Raw genomic sequence first — 15,480 nt, 5'->3', positions numbered from 1 at the left:
CGTACAATAAAGGTAAGGAGGTTGACCTATGAAAAAACGTCAATTAGGAAACTCAGATTTGTTTGTGACAGAAATGGGACTTGGCTGTATGTCTCTCGGTACATCTGAAACAGAAGCTATGCGTATTATCGATGAAGCAATCGATTTAGGAATCAATTTTTTTGATACAGCGGATTTATATGATTATGGATTAAACGAAGAATTTGTTGGAAAAGCCTTAAAAGGGAAACGAGACCAAATTGTTCTTACAACAAAAGTTGGAAATCGATGGACAGAAGAAAAAAACGGGTGGTCTTGGGATCCTTCTAAAAATTACATAAAGGCTGAAGTGAAAGAAAGTTTACGTAGACTTCAAACTGATTATATTGATCTTTATCAACTTCACGGCGGGACGATTGAAGATCCAATAGATGAAACAATTGAAGCCTTTGAAGAATTAAAAAAAGAAGGTATTATTCGTCATTACGGTATTTCTTCTATACGTCCAAATGTTATCCGTGAATATGCTAAACGTTCCAATATCGTTAGTGTGCTAATGGAATATAGCCTTTTAAATCGTCGCCCTGAAGAATGGTTCCCACTTCTAAGTGAACATCAAATTAGCATTATTGCTCGTGGGCCACTTGCAAAAGGAATTTTAACTGATAATAATGCAAGAAAGATAGAAAGAGTAAAAGAAAAGAATTATCTTTCTTATTCTTACGATGAATTATATGCGACACTTGCGAATGTAAAAGAAATAATCGGAGAAAGCTCTTTAACAGGAACAGCTATTCAATATTGCTTACATAACGAAACTGTTGCAGCTGTTATACCTGGTGCAAGCTCTATCCAACAATTGAAAGAAAATGCCCAGGCTAGTAAACAAACACAGTTAACAACAGCTCAATATATACAACTTCAGCAAATTGCTAAATGTGATACTTACGCTTTACATCGTTAAAAAGACGCTACCATACTGGTAGCGTCTTTTTATAGCGTATCATATTTATCCGGATTCGTTCCTACATGTAAATTACGATTTAACGTATTAATTTGAGTCATCTCTTCTTCTGTTAGTGAAAAATCAAAGATAGAAAAATTCTCCTTAATGCGAGATGGTGTAACAGATTTAGGAATCGTCACTACCCCGCTCTGAATATCCCATCTTAATATAACTTGCGCAGGTGTTTTTTCATATTTCGTAGCAATGGCCTGAATAATCGGGTTCTCGAATACTTCCCCGCCTCTCATTAATGGGCTCCATGCTTCCATTTGAATTTGCTCACCTTGACAGAAATTACGCAATTCAAATTGCGCTAACATCGGATGAAGTTCCACTTGGTTGACCATCGGCTTCACTTTACAATTTGGTAATAACAGTTCTAAATGATGTTTATGAAAATTTGAAACACCAATCGCGCGCACTTTACCTTCTTCATACAGTTTTTCTAGCGCTCGGTACGTATCGACATACTTCCCTCTTATTGGCCAATGTATTAAATATAAATCTACATAGTCCATTTGTAATTTCTTTAAGCTTTTTTCAAACGCCTCAAGTGTTTCCTCGTATCCTTGATCGTCGTTCCAAACTTTTGTTGTAATAAATATGTCTTCTCTCGGAATCCCTGATTCACGAACCGCTTCTCCGACACCGCTTTCATTTTCATATACAGTTGCTGTATCAATCGAACGATATCCAACTTCTAACGCTGTTTTTACTGCTTGTTTTACTTCATCGCCTTCTTTCGCTTTATAAACGCCTAGACCAATCATCGGCATTTTTACGCCATTATGAAGTGTAGTTGTTGGAATGTGCACAGTCGTCTCCCTTTCATTCTTACATTTTTTATAAGCCACCACTTTATTTCAACAAGATTCAACCAAAAAGTCAAAACATATGTACAGTTTACATAATAATTTTATACACTAAAACGTAAACTCAATTATTCATATTTCCTTCTCTCCATTCTTTCGCTTTTTCATCAACACTACGCACAAACTCATTTTTTCCTTCCGTATATAACGTGCCATCATATGTATATTTTTCGGCTAATTCTTTCTTTAAGGTTGCATATGCCTCTGCTTCTTCACAATGAGCCATCATATAATCACGAAACGCTAAATGCCTTACTATCTCAGGATTTCCTTTTTCAAAAACGTGTAAGTGATACGAGCGTTTTTCCTCAGTTCCATGAATAAAATAACGACGTCTTGAAATACCATTTTCCCCTTTTACGATATAACCAAGCTCTTCAAAACGTTCATTCCAATGATCTACTCTGTCGATACACTCTACTTCCATAATCATATCTATAATTGGTTTAGCTGCCAGTCCTGGCACTGATGTACTTCCAATATGATGGACTTTCACCATTTCTGGCATCGCCGATTTTAATCGTTCGGCCTCTATTTGAAATTTTTCATTCCAATGATTTTCATGCGGAACGACTACAATTTTTCTCATTAAAACTCCCCTTTTCTTACAAGCTCGTCAAAAAAATGATCAGCGGTATGCACTGATCATTTTTTATATTATTTAAAGTCTTTCCAAGTAAGGCTACTTTCACTTAACAGTTCTTCAAATGATTTATTTTTTTCACGTTCTTTTTGTTCTCGGCGCTTTCTTTCCAGTTCAGCTGCCTCTTTTTCTTCTTCTCTCACTTGCAATTCTTTCTTCTTATTCTTTAATTGCTGCATGAGTGAATCATTTAATTGATCGCCTAATGTAAGCAACTCTTTCTCTGGATTATTCACTTGCGATTGTCTTTGCATTTGTCTTTGTTTCTTTTTCTTCATGCTACTCACCTTTTACTTTTTTCTCCATTATAGTAGATACACCATGAACTCGACAATAAAAAAGGTTCGTTACTCTATTATTCACCTTTTGTAAATATGTTAATTTTTCGAAAAAACTAAATTTTTATATAGATATAATCCTATGAATCTATTAAAATTATGTCGTATGATGTCAGATTATAAAAAAGGAGAATTAAATTATGTGGAAAAAAATCATTCCTGCTGTTGCCGTTTTAAGCACCATTACTTTTTCAAGCGTATTTGCCGCTCTCCCATCCCAGACTCCAACTGAACAAAACCGCTACGTAGACGTACAAATGCTTGGTATTAATGATTTCCATGGACAACTAGATACTGTTAAAAAAATTAATAACAAAGAAGCTGGTGGCGCTGAGTACTTAGCTACTTATTTAAAAGAACGTAAAAAACAAAACCCTAATACACTTCTCGTACATGCTGGCGATATTGTCGGAGCTAGTCCACCAGTTTCAGCGTTGTTACAAGATGAACCAACAATTGAATTTTTAAATGACTTAAAATTCGATGTTGGTACAATCGGAAACCATGAATTTGATGAAGGTATCGATGAAATGAAACGCCTCATTTACGGTGGATATCACGAGAAAACAGGTAATTTCAAAGGTGCTAACTTCCCTTATGTCGCTGCTAACTTCTATAACAAATCAACTGGTCGCTTATTTTTACCACCATTTACTGTAAAAATGGTAGATGGTGTTCCTGTAGGATTCATTGGCGTTGTTACAACTGATACGCCAAATGTCGTGATGCCTACTATGCTTAAAAATGTACAGATCACTGACGAAGTAGAAGCAATTAATAAATCAACGCAACAATTAAAGCGTCTCGGTGTTAAATCCATCGTCGTCCTTGCCCATGTCGGCGGAACAACTGATGAGTCTGGCGTGACAAATGGAGACCTTACTCGAATTGCAAATGAAACAGACTCGGAAGTTGATGTTATTTTCGGTGGACATAGTCACACGTATGTAAATGGTACTGTAAATAATAAACTAGTCGTCCAAGCGAACTCTTATGGAACAGCTTTCTCAGACGTAGATGTAACAATTGATCGTAAAACAAAAGATATTGTAAAGAAAAAAGCTGAAGTGATTACAACATATCATGAAGGTGTAGAACCTGATAAACAAGTAAAACAAAAAATAGATCAATATAAAGAAACAATCGCACCACTTGTAAATGAAGTTGTAGGAAAATCTACAGCACCTATCGACCGTAAACAAAATGATGCTGGTGAATCTACTCTTGGGAATGTAATTGCCGACGCACAGCGTCAAACGATGCAAGCTCAAATCGCACTTATGAATCCTGGTGGCATTCGTAATGACTTAGATGCTGGCGATATTACTTGGGGCGAATTATATGGCATTCAGCCTTTTGGAAACCAATTGATTAAAGTAGATTTAACAGGTCAAGATATTCGCGACATTTTAAATCAACAATGGCAAAAAGGAACAACAAGAATGCTTCAAATTTCAGGTATTCAATATACGTGGAATGCAAATAAACCAAGCGGTGAAAAGGTTACGAATATACGCTTAACAAATGGCGAAGAGTTATCTCCATCTAAAACGTATAGCGTAGTTGCGAATGCTTTCTTAGCTTCTGGCGGTGACGGATTCGTATCATTTAAAAATGGGAAGAATTCAGAAACTGGTCCAAACGACTTTGAAGCGCTAGTCGATTATGTAAAACAATTAAAAGAACCAATTCAGCCAGTTATTGATGGAAGAATTCAAAAGATAAATTAAGTATTTCCCTAATATGCGACCCAGATTTTTATCGTAAAGGATACGCACTTATACTTAATCCACAACATTAGTAAAACCTAAAAAGGATACTCGTTCTTACAATGAACATAGTATCCTTTTCTTTAGTTATCAAAATGTGATGTTTTGTTAAAATCATATTGTTGTAAAAATTGTTGTAACGCCTCTTCTACAAGTTTAGATTTTTGAATTCCTTTCGCTTCTGATATAACGTCTAGTTTTGCTAATATTTCTTTATTAATAGAAAAGGTACGTTTCTTTTTTTCTGTACTTATACTCATAATGGGCACAATTACTTCTTCTCTCTTTCTTAATAACTCATAAATACTTTGTAATTGCTCATAAATTAATAATTGATAATCCGTTGTCGCATATTGAAGGGCTGTCGCTTCTTGGAGTTGTAAGTGACGCGGTTCTTCTCCATCTCCTACAAAAATACGTTTCTTCTGTTCTCCATCATATTCGTATCCAATCAATCTTAATTTCTTTGATAATGTATATGGGCTTATTTCAAGACGTTTTGCTATAATAGCGATGGATTCACGTCTATTTAAGCAATCTATAATTTCTCCAATCGTCACAATTTCCCTCCTCCCGTGTTGAAATGACACTAGTATGGTATGTTACAATGATTTTCTAACAGTATATGCAAAACGAATAGCCTGTGCGATTCATGCGATTTCAGAAAAGGAGGTTTTCCATATGCTTTTTCGTAGCTATACCCCACAGTTTTATAATGAAAATAAACAACTCATTCCTAATAGTATTGCTACAATGGAAAGCGTTATGATTCATAATCGAAAACAAACTCTCCTTATGCGCGGGCAAAACATAGAGCAGCCAATTTTATTATGCTGTCATGGCGGACCTGGCATGGCACAAATTGGATTTATTCGTCATTTTCAAAAAGAATTGGAGAAACACTTCATCGTTATTAATTGGGATCAGCGCGGGGCAGGTAAATCCTTTTCAATGAAAGATTTCGGAGCAAATTTTACAATCGAACAATTCGTTTCCGATGCAAAAGAAGTGATTCAATATGTACTTAAAAAGTTCAATAAACAGAAACTATTTCTCGCTGGTCATTCTTGGGGAAGCATTATTGGGCTTAACATAGCACATCAATATCCACAGTATATCGAGGCTTACATCGGTATTGGGCAGATTGTACATATGAAACAAAACGAAGAATTGCTATATCAGCATTTAATTCGTTCTGCAAAAAAACATGATCATAAAAAAGCATTAGCGTCCCTTTTAAAATTAGGCAAACCACCATTTTTAGATACGAGACGCCTTATTATTCAAAGAAAGTGGCTTGGCACATTCGGTGGAGCAATCCAAAACGGATCTTCCTTTTCTTTCATACGAAAAGGCTTCTTTTCCCCTGAATATACGCTATTAGATTGGTTCAAGTTTCTCGCAGGAAATTTAAAATCTGGCGTTTTATGGGAAGAAATGTTGACAATCGATTTCTTTTCTTCTATTTCAAGCTTATCTATTCCGGTTTATTTTTTTTCTGGTCGCTATGATTATCAAACTCCTTATGCTCTCGTTCAGGAATATTGTGATGTGATAGAAGCCCCCATAAAAAAAATGATTTGGTTCCCAAATTCAGCACATTCTCCTGATTTAGAAGAACCAGAATTATTCGCCAATTCTTTACAATCAATTAAACAAGAGCTAGCTTTTCAACATTAGTAACAAAAGGCTCTTTTACATTTCATAGAAAACAATTTATAATAATATGTCGCAACTATGTATAAATATAGCAAAGTGCTTCATATTTACTTGCCTTAGCACAATAAAATTTTAGGGAGATTACATTTATTATGAATGCTGTACTCGTCGCAGTAGCAGTTATGCTATTGCTTAGTTTGTTACGTGTCCAGGTCATTGTCGCCATCATTGTTGGAGCTTTAACAGGCGGAATTATCGGTGGACTCGGTATTTCAGAAACTATTAATACTTTTACAACTGGACTTGGAAACAGTGCTCCAATCGCTTTAAGTTATGCAATGCTTGGCGGTTTCGCTATTTCCCTTTCCAAAACAGGACTTCCAGATGCCATGATTCAAACTGCACTAAAATGGATTGGCAATGAACAAGACACGAAAAAACAAGTTTATTCTAAAATACTTATTTTATTCATCATTTTAACGATGGCTTGTTTCTCACAAAATGTGATTCCTGTTCATATCGCTTTCATCCCTATCTTAATTCCAGCACTTTTAAAAGTATTAAATGAGCTGAAAGTGGATCGCCGACTTGTTACATGTATTATTACATTCGGATTGATTACTCCTTATATGTGGATTCCAGCAGGGTTCGGAAAAATTTATCATGACGTATTGCAAACAAATGCTGCGCAAAGTGGTCTTACATTTGATGTCGCACTTATTCCAAAAGCAATGACTATTCCAGCAATCGGTATGATTATTGGATTATGTGTAGCGGTATTCATTACGTACCGGAAACCTCGTACGTATGAAACAGAACAAGTTCATACTACTGCAAATGAAATCGTTCCCTATACAAAACGTAGCATTACTTTCGGATTGTTATCTATCATAGCCACATTAACTGTTCAATTAGCAACAGAATCAATGATTTTCGGTGCTTTAGCGGGGATTATCGTCTTATCAGTAAGTGGTAGTCTACCTCTTAAAGAAGCAGATGCGATATTAACAAGCGGAATGCGCATGATGTCCTTTATCGGTTTTGTTATGATCGCTGCCGCTGGATTTGGCGCTGTTCTTCGAAAAACAGGACATGTTGAATCTCTTGTGCAAACGAGTGCACATATAATTGGAAATAACAAACCACTCGCTGCATTTCTTATGCTTGTGATTGGACTTCTCGTTACGATGGGAATTGGTTCATCCTTTTCAACCATCCCTATTTTAACAACAATTTTTGTGCCTCTTTGCATGCAGCTTGGATTTAGTCCAATGGCCACAATTGCAATTATCGGTACAGCTGGAGCGCTAGGCGATGCGGGATCTCCAGCATCAGATAGTACACTTGGGCCAACATCCGGTTTAAATGCTGATGGTCAACACCATCATATATGGGATACATGTGTACCAACTTTTCTGCATTATAATATACCGTTACTTATATTCGGCTTTATTGCCGCAATTACATTATAAAAGGTGCGTTTTATACGCACCTTTTACTTTTTTATTTTTTCTTTTAATTGTTGTAAAGCTATTTTCCCATTTTCTTCGGCGCAACTTTCAATTTTCATGAGTGACGAGCCTATCCATTCACTGTCTATGCTCCCGTTCGGTCCAATAATTTTCAACTTATCCGGTATACGGATATTGAAATTTTTCGCTGCTTGAATTAACTCAAAAGTAACCTTTTCACTTGAAGTTACAATTCCATCTATATACGGGTAAGTTTGTAAGAATGTAATAAACTGTTTATTCGTATACCCTTGTACACATACTTCTCGATAAGAGATCCCTTCCTCCCAAACAGCGTCTAAAAATCCTGATATGCGCTCTTCCATTTCTTCACTATCTTCTCCCTCATCGAAATAAGCAAGAAATTGACAGCCTTTTTCTTTTAATAAAGAAACCGTTCTTTGTCCACTTTCATAATAATTTGCATGGGATTTTTTTTCATCAATCACAACAAACGGAAGTGGAATTTCTCCTATACTTTTAAAAACGGATCTTGTTAAAATAACACCTGCAACGTTATTTTCCTTCAACATATATATGTATCTATCTTTATTCTCTATATTACAAACAATGATTTGATATCCTTCTTTATATGCTATTTCCTCAATACAATGTAGCAAAGTGATGTTTGATAGGTCATATAGATTATCTACAAGTAATGCAATTATCGTTGAATTCTCTTTAAATAATGGCTTTGCTGCATTATTTGGCCTATAACGTAATTCCTCAATTGCTTCCTTTACTTGTTTTACTGTGTCCTCATGAACGTATCCTTTTTCATTAATAACTCGTGAAACGGTTGCGACTGAAACACCTGCCAATTTTGCAACATCACGTATAGTTGCCACATCGTCACCCCTTAATATGGTAATAGATTACAATTTTACGGTAACCTAAATTACAATATTCGTCAAGGTTAATAACTTATATTTCTGAAAATTGTTACATCAATTTATTAAACGATACTCCAACTGTATTTCATGTAAAATTGGGATGTTATCATATCCGATACGCGGAATTTCTTTCTTTATTTTTCGTGCCTCTTCCACTGCATTCACATATAAATTAGTCATCATAAAATTACGTTTTTGGTAAAAACGTAACGCATTCATATTATCATTTGTTGTTATGAGCCAAACCCACCCGCACCGTTCTTCTTCTGCAAATTGTAATACACAATCTACAAGTTTCGTCCCTATTCCTTTTCTTTCTTCAAAGCTATCTAACGATACAATTTCACACATATTTCCGGTCACTTCATACGTTATAATTCCGATTATTCTGTCATCCAAGAGCGCAACAAATCCTGGCAACTCTTCTAACTGATGCCCCTTACCACGTGAAACCATCAATGAACTCCCCCAGTTCTCACACATGAACATTCGGATTGTTTCTTTCATCGCTGGCGTAATTTTTTGTATATACACCATTTCCTATTTCTCCCCTTTTCTATCATTGTGATACAATGTAAATGTATCACATGTAACGGTATTTGGAGGATGAGGTAAAGTATGAAACGTTTTTTTGCAGCATTGTTTACTATACTAGGTGCGATAACTGCCCTTGGGATTTTCTTTACAAATAAAGTGATGTACTTAAAGAAAAAAACAGAGGAAGAAGTACTCGAAAGAGAAACGAAAAAACATTTTCGTTTAGAGGATTTTGATGCTCTTCATAAAGAAGAAATTCATATTCCTTCGCAATTCGGATATGATCTTCACGGATATTACATTCCTGCTGGTCATTCCAATAAGTTTATGATTTTTTGTCACGGCGTAACTGTAAATAAAATGAACTCTGTAAAATATGCAAGGTTATTTTTAAACAGAGGGTATAATGTCGTTATTTATGATCATCGTCGTCATGGTAAAACTGGCGGAAAAACAACAAGCTATGGATACTATGAAAAACATGATTTAAAATCTGTAGTTGACTGGCTAAAAAGTCGCTTTGGAACAAATATAACACTCGGTATTCATGGTGAATCTATGGGAGCTGCAACACTTCTTCAATACGCAGGACTTGTAGAAGATGGTGCTGATTTCTATATTGCAGATTGTCCTTTTTCTGATTTCTACGGGCAATTACAACACCGTTTAAAGGTTGAATTCCATTTACCTAAATGGCCTTTATTACCTTTAGCAAATGCTTTTTTAAAAGTACGTGACGGTTATACGATTCGCGAAGTTTCACCAATCGATTGTATAAAAAATATTAATAATCCCGTCCTCTTTATTCATAGTAAAGATGATGATTATATTTTAGCTGATATGACGAAATCACTATATGAAGCAAAAGAAAACAATAAACAACTTTATATTGCAGAACGCGGTGCACACGCTTGCTCTTATAACGAAAATAAAGAAGAGTATGAAGCAGCCGTTGATCAATTTTTAAACTCATATGTAAAAGAAACAAAAAACAGGCTTGCATAAGCCTGTTTTTTTATTGCGCTAAAACGTCTGTAACTTGTTCCATATTTACAGAAATCCATTGCATTGCATCATCTAACGTTGGAAATTCTGTCGTTTGAAATGTTACTTCATCTTGAAGTAACCAAACATCCTTTGCCTCTTGCCCTACACCTGCAATGGACCAATGTAACAAACTATATGGATGATTATCATTCAAAAATGATGCCCACGTGCGCTCATTTGCAATGTTTCGTAATGTATGTAATTGTTTATCCATCTCTCGTCACCTTACTCTAGTCAGTTATAAAAAACATTATAACACTCTCTTCTCTCCCAAAGAAAGTGCTCATTTTACCCCGCATTAACGGGCAGTAAAACTCCCACCTCAAAACTCAGCTAAAACAAAGAAGTTAGGTAGGAGATTAACTGCCCCTAAAAGCCCGATTGGTTCAACTAATAATTAGTGGGGGATACCTCCCCCACTAATTAAAGTTTCACTTTATATTGTCAAGTACTTCTCTTAATTATATGATGAAATTAAGCGTTTGGGAAGGAGGGATAGCGTTGGCGAAAGTACAAATTAAAGTAAATGATAATGGCTCTTTTCGCGTTACAGGGGACGTGGAATTAGTCGATTCACAAGGGAATGTATTCCCAGCAAAACCGGCATTTTCTTTATGCCGTTGTGGTTTATCAAAAAATATGCCTTATTGCGATGCTTCGCATAAAGGGAAATTCGAGTCTGTCGTTAGAGCACCAGAGGCAGAATAATTTTACATGTGACATGCACATTTTTTTGTGCATGTTTTTTCTTTTCATTAACTCTCGTCCCCCTTTTCCTTACAACATTCCTCGTACTTTTGTCCTCATTCCAACTTACATATATTTTCACACAATTCTTCACATTCGAATATTTTTTTCTAGCCTTTTATTTTTTTTGTGCTATAATTTGAGCAAACAACATCCTTCGGGGTCGGGTGAAATTCCCAACCGGCGGTGATGAAGTGCAAACTTCTAAGTCCGTGACCCGTTTTCAACTCGAAAACGGTGGATCTAGTGAAACTCTAGGGCCGACAGTATAGTCTGGATGGGAGAAGGATATGTTTTCTAGTAATTTTATATAGCGAATACACTTTTATTTCAGTATGCATATTTTTAAAGTTTCGTTTTGGATCTTTATATATGTTTTATTTTGTATACTTATGTTTCTATACTGAAATAAAAAGATACGACTAGCGTTTGAAAAATTCGATATTTTTGCTAGGTTTTTTCCTTATGCAAAAATACCAATCATCGTTAGGTTTCTTTCCTGTACTTTCGTATTCGAACTATATTTCTAGAAATCACGTCTCCCAAACCCCAAGGATATAAAATCCTTGGGGTTTTTTGATTTTTTCAGGAGAGGTGAAAAGAATGACAGATCAAGAATATATGAGGATTGCCCTACAGTTAGCAGAAGGGACATCTGGACAAACAAGTCCAAACCCTATGGTTGGTGCTGTTGTTGTAAAAGAAGGAAACATCGTCGGTATTGGCGCTCATTTACGTGCTGGTGAAGAACACGCAGAAGTTCACGCGCTTCATATGGCTGGTGAAAAAGCAAAAGGAGCTACCGTTTATGTAACACTTGAACCGTGTAGCCATTTTGGAAAAACACCACCTTGCTGTGAATTGCTCATCAAAAAAGGAGTCAAACGGGTTGTAATTGCTACTCTTGATTGCAATCCTCTCGTTTCTGGTACTGGAAAAAGGAGATTAGAAGAAGCTGGCATCGAAGTAGCTACCGGTGTTCTTGAAACAGAAGCCACCTTATTAAATCGTTTCTTTTTTCACTACATGAAAACGAAGCGTCCATTTGTAACAATAAAAACAGCGATGAGCTTAGATGGAAAAACAGCAACTGTCACGGGTGAAAGTAAGTGGATTACAGGTGAAGAAGCACGAGCTGATGTTCACCAATATCGTCATACACATGATGCGATTCTCGTTGGAGTGAATACAGTTATAGCTGATAATCCGCATTTAACGACAAGAATTCCTAACGGGGGTAAACATCCTATTCGTGTTATTTTAGATACCCATTTACGAACGCCACCATCTTCTCATGTCATAACAGATGGTTTAGCACCGACATGGATTATTGTCGGTAAGGATGTAAATAAAGAGAAAATAGCTTCTTATGAATCTGAAAATATAGCTATATTCCAAATGAAAACAAAACATATAGAAATCAAGGACCTCCTTTTCTTTCTTGGAGAGAAGCAAATTCTTTCTCTATTCGTTGAAGGTGGTCAAACAGTTCACGCAAGCTTCTTACAAACAAAGCATCTCAATGAAATTGTAACTTATATAAGCCCCAAATTAATTGGCGGGAAAGATGCCCCTACTTTATTTGGGGGAAATGGTTTCGCAGCATTACATGATGCACTTTCCTTGGAAATTCAAGAGATGAAACAAGTTGGTGATGATATAAAAATCGTTGCGAATGCCCGAAGTGAGGTGACGGAATGTTTACAGGAATTGTAGAAGAATTAGGAACGATTGCAAACATGCAACAAAGCGGAGAAGCGATGAAGTTAACGATCCATGCAAATAATATTTTATCAGATGTTCACTTAGGTGATAGTATCGCGGTTAACGGTATTTGCTTAACTGTAACGAGTTTCACAACAACTTCATTCACAGTGGACGCAATGCCTGAAACGATGCAATCAACATCACTTCGCATGCTTAAACAACACTCTAAAGTAAATTTAGAGCGGGCGATAGCTGCAAACGGACGATTCGGTGGACATTTCGTTTCAGGACATATTGATGGCATCGGAACGATATTAAACAAAAAACAACACTATAATGCCGTCTATTACAAAATAGCTATTGCTGATGAATTGCTGCGCTATTGTTTGCATAAAGGATCCGTTGCTGTTGATGGAACGAGTTTAACAATATTTGATATAGACAAATCTTCCATCACAATCTCACTCATCCCGCACACAGTAAGTGAATCTATTATCGGAGCAAAGAATGCCGGTGACATCGTAAACATTGAGTGTGACATGATCGGTAAATATATCGAACGCTTTATTTCTAAACCTGTAAAACGAACAGGTTCAATGAGCGAAAGCTTTTTACAAGAAAACGGATTTCTATAAGGGGGAAGCATTATGTTTCATCGTATTGAAGAAGCTCTAGAAGATTTAAAACAAGGAAAAGTCGTTATCGTATGCGATGATGAAAACCGTGAAAATGAAGGCGACTTTATCGCTTTAGCAGAGTATATTACGCCAGAAACGATTAACTTTATGATTACACATGGGCGTGGTCTCGTTTGTGTACCGATTACGGAAGAATACGCAGAACGTCTACAATTAGAACCAATGGTAGCTCATAATACAGATTCGCATCATACTGCATTTACAGTGAGTATTGATCATGTTTCTACAACAACAGGGATTAGCGCTCACGAACGGGCAACTACGATACAAGAATTATTAAACCCTGCATCAAAAGGTGCTGATTTCAATCGTCCTGGACATATCTTTCCATTAATCGCGAAAGAAGGCGGTGTCCTACGCCGAGCTGGTCATACAGAAGCTGCTGTCGATTTAGCCAGACTTTGCGGAGCAGAACCAGCTGGAGTCATTTGCGAGATTATTAATGAGGACGGTACGATGGCACGCGTACCCGATTTGCTACAGTGTGCAAAACAATTTGATATAAAAATGATTACAATAGAAGATTTAATTGCTTACCGCCGCCACCATGAAATACTAGTGACGCGAGAAGTGGAAATTACATTACCTACAGATTTCGGTACTTTCCATGCAATTGGCTATTCTAATTCATTAGATACGAAAGAACATATCGCACTCGTAAAAGGTGATATTTCAACAGAAGAGCCTGTACTTGTACGCGTTCATTCAGAGTGCTTAACAGGAGATGTATTTGGCTCGTGCCGCTGTGATTGCGGACCACAACTCCATGCTGCACTTGCTCAAATTGAGCGTGAAGGAAAAGGCGTTCTTCTCTATATGAGACAAGAAGGACGAGGCATTGGCCTTCTTAATAAGCTTCGCGCTTATAAGTTACAAGAAGAAGGATTCGATACTGTAGAAGCAAACGAAAAACTTGGGTTCCCAGCTGATTTGCGTGATTACGGTATTGGCGCTCAAATTTTAAAAGATTTAGGTTTACAACATTTACGATTATTAACAAATAATCCACGAAAAATTGCTGGCTTACATGGTTACGATTTAGAAGTAATCGAGCGTGTACCATTGCAAATGCCAACAAAAGAAGAGAATAAAACGTATTTACAAACGAAAGTAAACAAATTAGGACATTTATTAAACTTATAATTAAGGGAGAGGTTTATTATGGTATTCGAAGGTCATTTAGTTGGTACAGGATTAAAAGTTGGGGTTGTTGTTGGACGTTTTAATGAATTTATTACAAGTAAGTTACTCGGCGGAGCTTTAGATGGATTAAAGCGTCACGGTGTAGAAGAAACTGATATCGATGTTGCTTGGGTTCCTGGCGCATTCGAAATTCCTTTAATCGCTAAAAAGATGGCTAATAGCGGAAAGTATGATGCTGTAATTACGTTAGGTACTGTAATTCGTGGTGCTACAACACATTACGATTACGTTTGTAATGAAGTAGCAAAAGGAGTTGCATCTTTATCACTACAAACAGACATCCCAGTTATTTTCGGTGTATTAACGACTGAAACGATCGAGCAAGCGATTGAACGCGCGGGCACGAAAGCAGGTAATAAAGGCTATGAATCCGCCGTTGCTGCGATTGAAATGGCTCATTTATCAAAACACTGGGCATAAAAAATAAAAAAGAGGCTGCGTCCTCTTTTTTATTTTTTTACTTTTTTCCGTACATCTTTTATTAATTCATCCATTGTTTTTCCTTCTGTTTGTATACGAAGCGTTTGTGCTGTTCTCCATACATTCTCTCTTTTCTTCGCTTCTTCTATAATAGTAATTTCTTTTCGCACTTCCTTTAAATCTTTCCCTTCTGTTTTCAATCCAAAATGTTCAGCTTTCGTTCGAAAATGTTGTTCAATTCGTTGTTGCATTTCTTTTTGTTCAGGATTTTCGGCAGCCTTAACTGGATCAGCACTTATTGCTTTTAGTAAAATTAGACAAGTCATAATCGCTAATATATATTTGTGCATGTAAAATCCTCCAACCCAATATAAATTACATATTTACTATGTACAATTGGGGCTTGGAAAATTCGTCCACCAAAATTCTATTTTTCGCTCAAAAACCAATA

Annotated in this window: 18 protein-coding genes and 1 riboswitch; of the genes, 10 read left to right on the top strand and 8 right to left on the bottom strand. The window is 36.3% G+C overall.

The features are described from left to right. Positions 1-28 precede the first annotated feature (28 nt). Positions 29-943: an aldo/keto reductase gene (lolS, locus tag QCI46_RS06835; RefSeq protein WP_000747222.1), complete on the top strand. Its 915-nt coding sequence runs from the start codon at positions 29-31 to the stop codon at positions 941-943. A gap of 29 nt (positions 944-972) precedes the next feature. Here the strand turns inward: lolS and QCI46_RS06830 are convergent, their stop codons facing one another. The 3 genes from QCI46_RS06830 to QCI46_RS06820 form a co-directional block, all read right to left on the bottom strand. Then, on the bottom strand, positions 973-1,800 hold the full coding sequence (locus QCI46_RS06830; RefSeq protein WP_048546278.1) for an aldo/keto reductase: 828 nt from the start codon (positions 1,798-1,800) through the stop codon (positions 973-975). A gap of 121 nt (positions 1,801-1,921) precedes the next feature. Next, positions 1,922-2,446 (bottom strand): GrpB family protein, encoded by a 525-nt coding sequence (locus QCI46_RS06825; RefSeq protein WP_001227178.1) that lies wholly within the window; start codon positions 2,444-2,446, stop codon positions 1,922-1,924. Between the two features lie 68 nt (positions 2,447-2,514). Continuing rightward, the gene (locus tag QCI46_RS06820) at positions 2,515-2,778 is read right to left on the bottom strand and encodes a YqkE family protein (protein WP_060488347.1); all 264 of its coding nucleotides are present in this window, start codon (positions 2,776-2,778) and stop codon (positions 2,515-2,517) included. A gap of 200 nt (positions 2,779-2,978) precedes the next feature. Between QCI46_RS06820 and QCI46_RS06815 the strand changes: the two genes are divergently transcribed. Beyond that, the gene (locus tag QCI46_RS06815; protein WP_353839846.1) at positions 2,979-4,568 is read left to right on the top strand and encodes a bifunctional metallophosphatase/5'-nucleotidase; all 1,590 of its coding nucleotides are present in this window, start codon (positions 2,979-2,981) and stop codon (positions 4,566-4,568) included. Positions 4,569-4,690: 122 nt separating this feature from the next. Here the strand turns inward: QCI46_RS06815 and QCI46_RS06810 are convergent, their stop codons facing one another. Next, complete coding sequence (locus QCI46_RS06810) at positions 4,691-5,167, bottom strand: ribbon-helix-helix domain-containing protein (protein WP_060488345.1); 477 nt, start codon at positions 5,165-5,167, stop codon at positions 4,691-4,693. A 121-nt stretch (positions 5,168-5,288) separates the two neighbouring features. Between QCI46_RS06810 and QCI46_RS06805 the strand changes: the two genes are divergently transcribed. Both QCI46_RS06805 and QCI46_RS06800 read left to right on the top strand, forming a co-directional pair. Then, positions 5,289-6,287: an alpha/beta fold hydrolase gene (locus QCI46_RS06805; protein WP_353839845.1), complete on the top strand. Its 999-nt coding sequence runs from the start codon at positions 5,289-5,291 to the stop codon at positions 6,285-6,287. A 131-nt stretch (positions 6,288-6,418) separates the two neighbouring features. Next, positions 6,419-7,738 (top strand): Na+/H+ antiporter family protein, encoded by a 1,320-nt coding sequence (locus tag QCI46_RS06800; RefSeq protein WP_000994830.1) that lies wholly within the window; start codon positions 6,419-6,421, stop codon positions 7,736-7,738. A 23-nt stretch (positions 7,739-7,761) separates the two neighbouring features. Here QCI46_RS06800 and QCI46_RS06795 read toward each other — a convergent pair whose 3' ends face one another. Both QCI46_RS06795 and QCI46_RS06790 read right to left on the bottom strand, forming a co-directional pair. After that, on the bottom strand, positions 7,762-8,625 hold the full coding sequence (locus QCI46_RS06795) for a LacI family DNA-binding transcriptional regulator (RefSeq protein ID WP_327959284.1): 864 nt from the start codon (positions 8,623-8,625) through the stop codon (positions 7,762-7,764). Positions 8,626-8,724: 99 nt separating this feature from the next. Beyond that, positions 8,725-9,207 (bottom strand): GNAT family N-acetyltransferase, encoded by a 483-nt coding sequence (locus QCI46_RS06790; protein ID WP_327959283.1) that lies wholly within the window; start codon positions 9,205-9,207, stop codon positions 8,725-8,727. 81 nt (positions 9,208-9,288) lie between these two features. On the opposite strand from QCI46_RS06790, the gene QCI46_RS06785 reads away from it, so the two are divergent. Next, positions 9,289-10,212 (top strand): alpha/beta hydrolase, encoded by a 924-nt coding sequence (locus QCI46_RS06785; protein ID WP_000819238.1) that lies wholly within the window; start codon positions 9,289-9,291, stop codon positions 10,210-10,212. 10 nt (positions 10,213-10,222) lie between these two features. Here the strand turns inward: QCI46_RS06785 and QCI46_RS06780 are convergent, their stop codons facing one another. Then, complete coding sequence (locus QCI46_RS06780) at positions 10,223-10,468, bottom strand: DUF2552 family protein (RefSeq protein WP_000360794.1); 246 nt, start codon at positions 10,466-10,468, stop codon at positions 10,223-10,225. 287 nt (positions 10,469-10,755) lie between these two features. Between QCI46_RS06780 and QCI46_RS06775 the strand changes: the two genes are divergently transcribed. The 5 genes from QCI46_RS06775 (at position 10,756) to ribH (ending at position 15,029) form a co-directional block, all read left to right on the top strand. After that, complete coding sequence (locus tag QCI46_RS06775) at positions 10,756-10,962, top strand: CDGSH iron-sulfur domain-containing protein (protein WP_001151582.1); 207 nt, start codon at positions 10,756-10,758, stop codon at positions 10,960-10,962. A gap of 188 nt (positions 10,963-11,150) precedes the next feature. After that, positions 11,151-11,294: riboswitch (FMN riboswitch) on the top strand. A 310-nt stretch (positions 11,295-11,604) separates the two neighbouring features. Continuing rightward, positions 11,605-12,717: a bifunctional diaminohydroxyphosphoribosylaminopyrimidine deaminase/5-amino-6-(5-phosphoribosylamino)uracil reductase RibD gene (gene ribD / locus QCI46_RS06770; protein ID WP_000131997.1), complete on the top strand. Its 1,113-nt coding sequence runs from the start codon at positions 11,605-11,607 to the stop codon at positions 12,715-12,717. Continuing rightward, positions 12,699-13,343, top strand: coding sequence for a riboflavin synthase (gene ribE, locus QCI46_RS06765; protein ID WP_353839844.1), 645 nt, complete (start codon positions 12,699-12,701; stop codon positions 13,341-13,343). Before ribD ends, ribE begins: the two co-directional genes overlap by 19 nt. Positions 13,344-13,355: 12 nt before the next feature. Beyond that, positions 13,356-14,549: a bifunctional 3,4-dihydroxy-2-butanone 4-phosphate synthase/GTP cyclohydrolase II gene (gene ribBA / locus QCI46_RS06760; protein WP_353839843.1), complete on the top strand. Its 1,194-nt coding sequence runs from the start codon at positions 13,356-13,358 to the stop codon at positions 14,547-14,549. Positions 14,550-14,567: 18 nt separating this feature from the next. Beyond that, positions 14,568-15,029 carry a 6,7-dimethyl-8-ribityllumazine synthase gene (ribH, locus tag QCI46_RS06755; RefSeq protein ID WP_353839842.1) on the top strand — a complete coding sequence of 154 codons (462 nt, stop codon included), beginning with the start codon at positions 14,568-14,570 and terminating at the stop codon, positions 15,027-15,029. Between the two features lie 29 nt (positions 15,030-15,058). On the opposite strand, the gene QCI46_RS06750 is transcribed toward ribH, so the two are convergent. Continuing rightward, positions 15,059-15,379, bottom strand: a complete 321-nt coding sequence (locus tag QCI46_RS06750; protein ID WP_000549778.1) for a hypothetical protein — start codon at positions 15,377-15,379, stop codon at positions 15,059-15,061. Positions 15,380-15,480 lie beyond the last annotated feature (101 nt).

This window comes from Bacillus cereus group sp. RP32 (assembly GCF_040459735.1).
In the GTDB taxonomy this organism is placed as follows: Bacteria; Bacillota; Bacilli; order Bacillales; family Bacillaceae_G; genus Bacillus_A; species Bacillus_A wiedmannii.
This window is presented reverse-complemented; position numbering and strand designations above follow the sequence as displayed.

Bases quoted from the DNA above. Each gene is read 5' to 3' on its own strand.
- lolS (WP_000747222.1), top strand. From the start codon at position 29: ATGAAAAAACGTCAATTAGGAAACTCAGATTTGTTTGTGACAGAAATG.
- QCI46_RS06825 (WP_001227178.1), bottom strand. From the start codon at position 2,446: ATGAGAAAAATTGTAGTCGTTCCGCATGAAAATCATTGGAATGAAAAA.
- QCI46_RS06820 (WP_060488347.1), bottom strand. From the start codon at position 2,778: ATGAAGAAAAAGAAACAAAGACAAATGCAAAGACAATCGCAAGTGAAT.
- QCI46_RS06815 (WP_353839846.1), top strand. From the start codon at position 2,979: ATGTGGAAAAAAATCATTCCTGCTGTTGCCGTTTTAAGCACCATTACT.
- QCI46_RS06805 (WP_353839845.1), top strand. From the start codon at position 5,289: ATGCTTTTTCGTAGCTATACCCCACAGTTTTATAATGAAAATAAACAA.
- QCI46_RS06800 (WP_000994830.1), top strand. From the start codon at position 6,419: ATGAATGCTGTACTCGTCGCAGTAGCAGTTATGCTATTGCTTAGTTTG.
- QCI46_RS06790 (WP_327959283.1), bottom strand. From the start codon at position 9,207: ATGGTGTATATACAAAAAATTACGCCAGCGATGAAAGAAACAATCCGA.
- QCI46_RS06785 (WP_000819238.1), top strand. From the start codon at position 9,289: ATGAAACGTTTTTTTGCAGCATTGTTTACTATACTAGGTGCGATAACT.
- QCI46_RS06780 (WP_000360794.1), bottom strand. From the start codon at position 10,468: ATGGATAAACAATTACATACATTACGAAACATTGCAAATGAGCGCACG.
- ribD (WP_000131997.1), top strand. From the start codon at position 11,605: ATGACAGATCAAGAATATATGAGGATTGCCCTACAGTTAGCAGAAGGG.
- ribE (WP_353839844.1), top strand. From the start codon at position 12,699: ATGTTTACAGGAATTGTAGAAGAATTAGGAACGATTGCAAACATGCAA.
- ribBA (WP_353839843.1), top strand. From the start codon at position 13,356: ATGTTTCATCGTATTGAAGAAGCTCTAGAAGATTTAAAACAAGGAAAA.
- ribH (WP_353839842.1), top strand. From the start codon at position 14,568: ATGGTATTCGAAGGTCATTTAGTTGGTACAGGATTAAAAGTTGGGGTT.
- QCI46_RS06750 (WP_000549778.1), bottom strand. From the start codon at position 15,379: ATGCACAAATATATATTAGCGATTATGACTTGTCTAATTTTACTAAAA.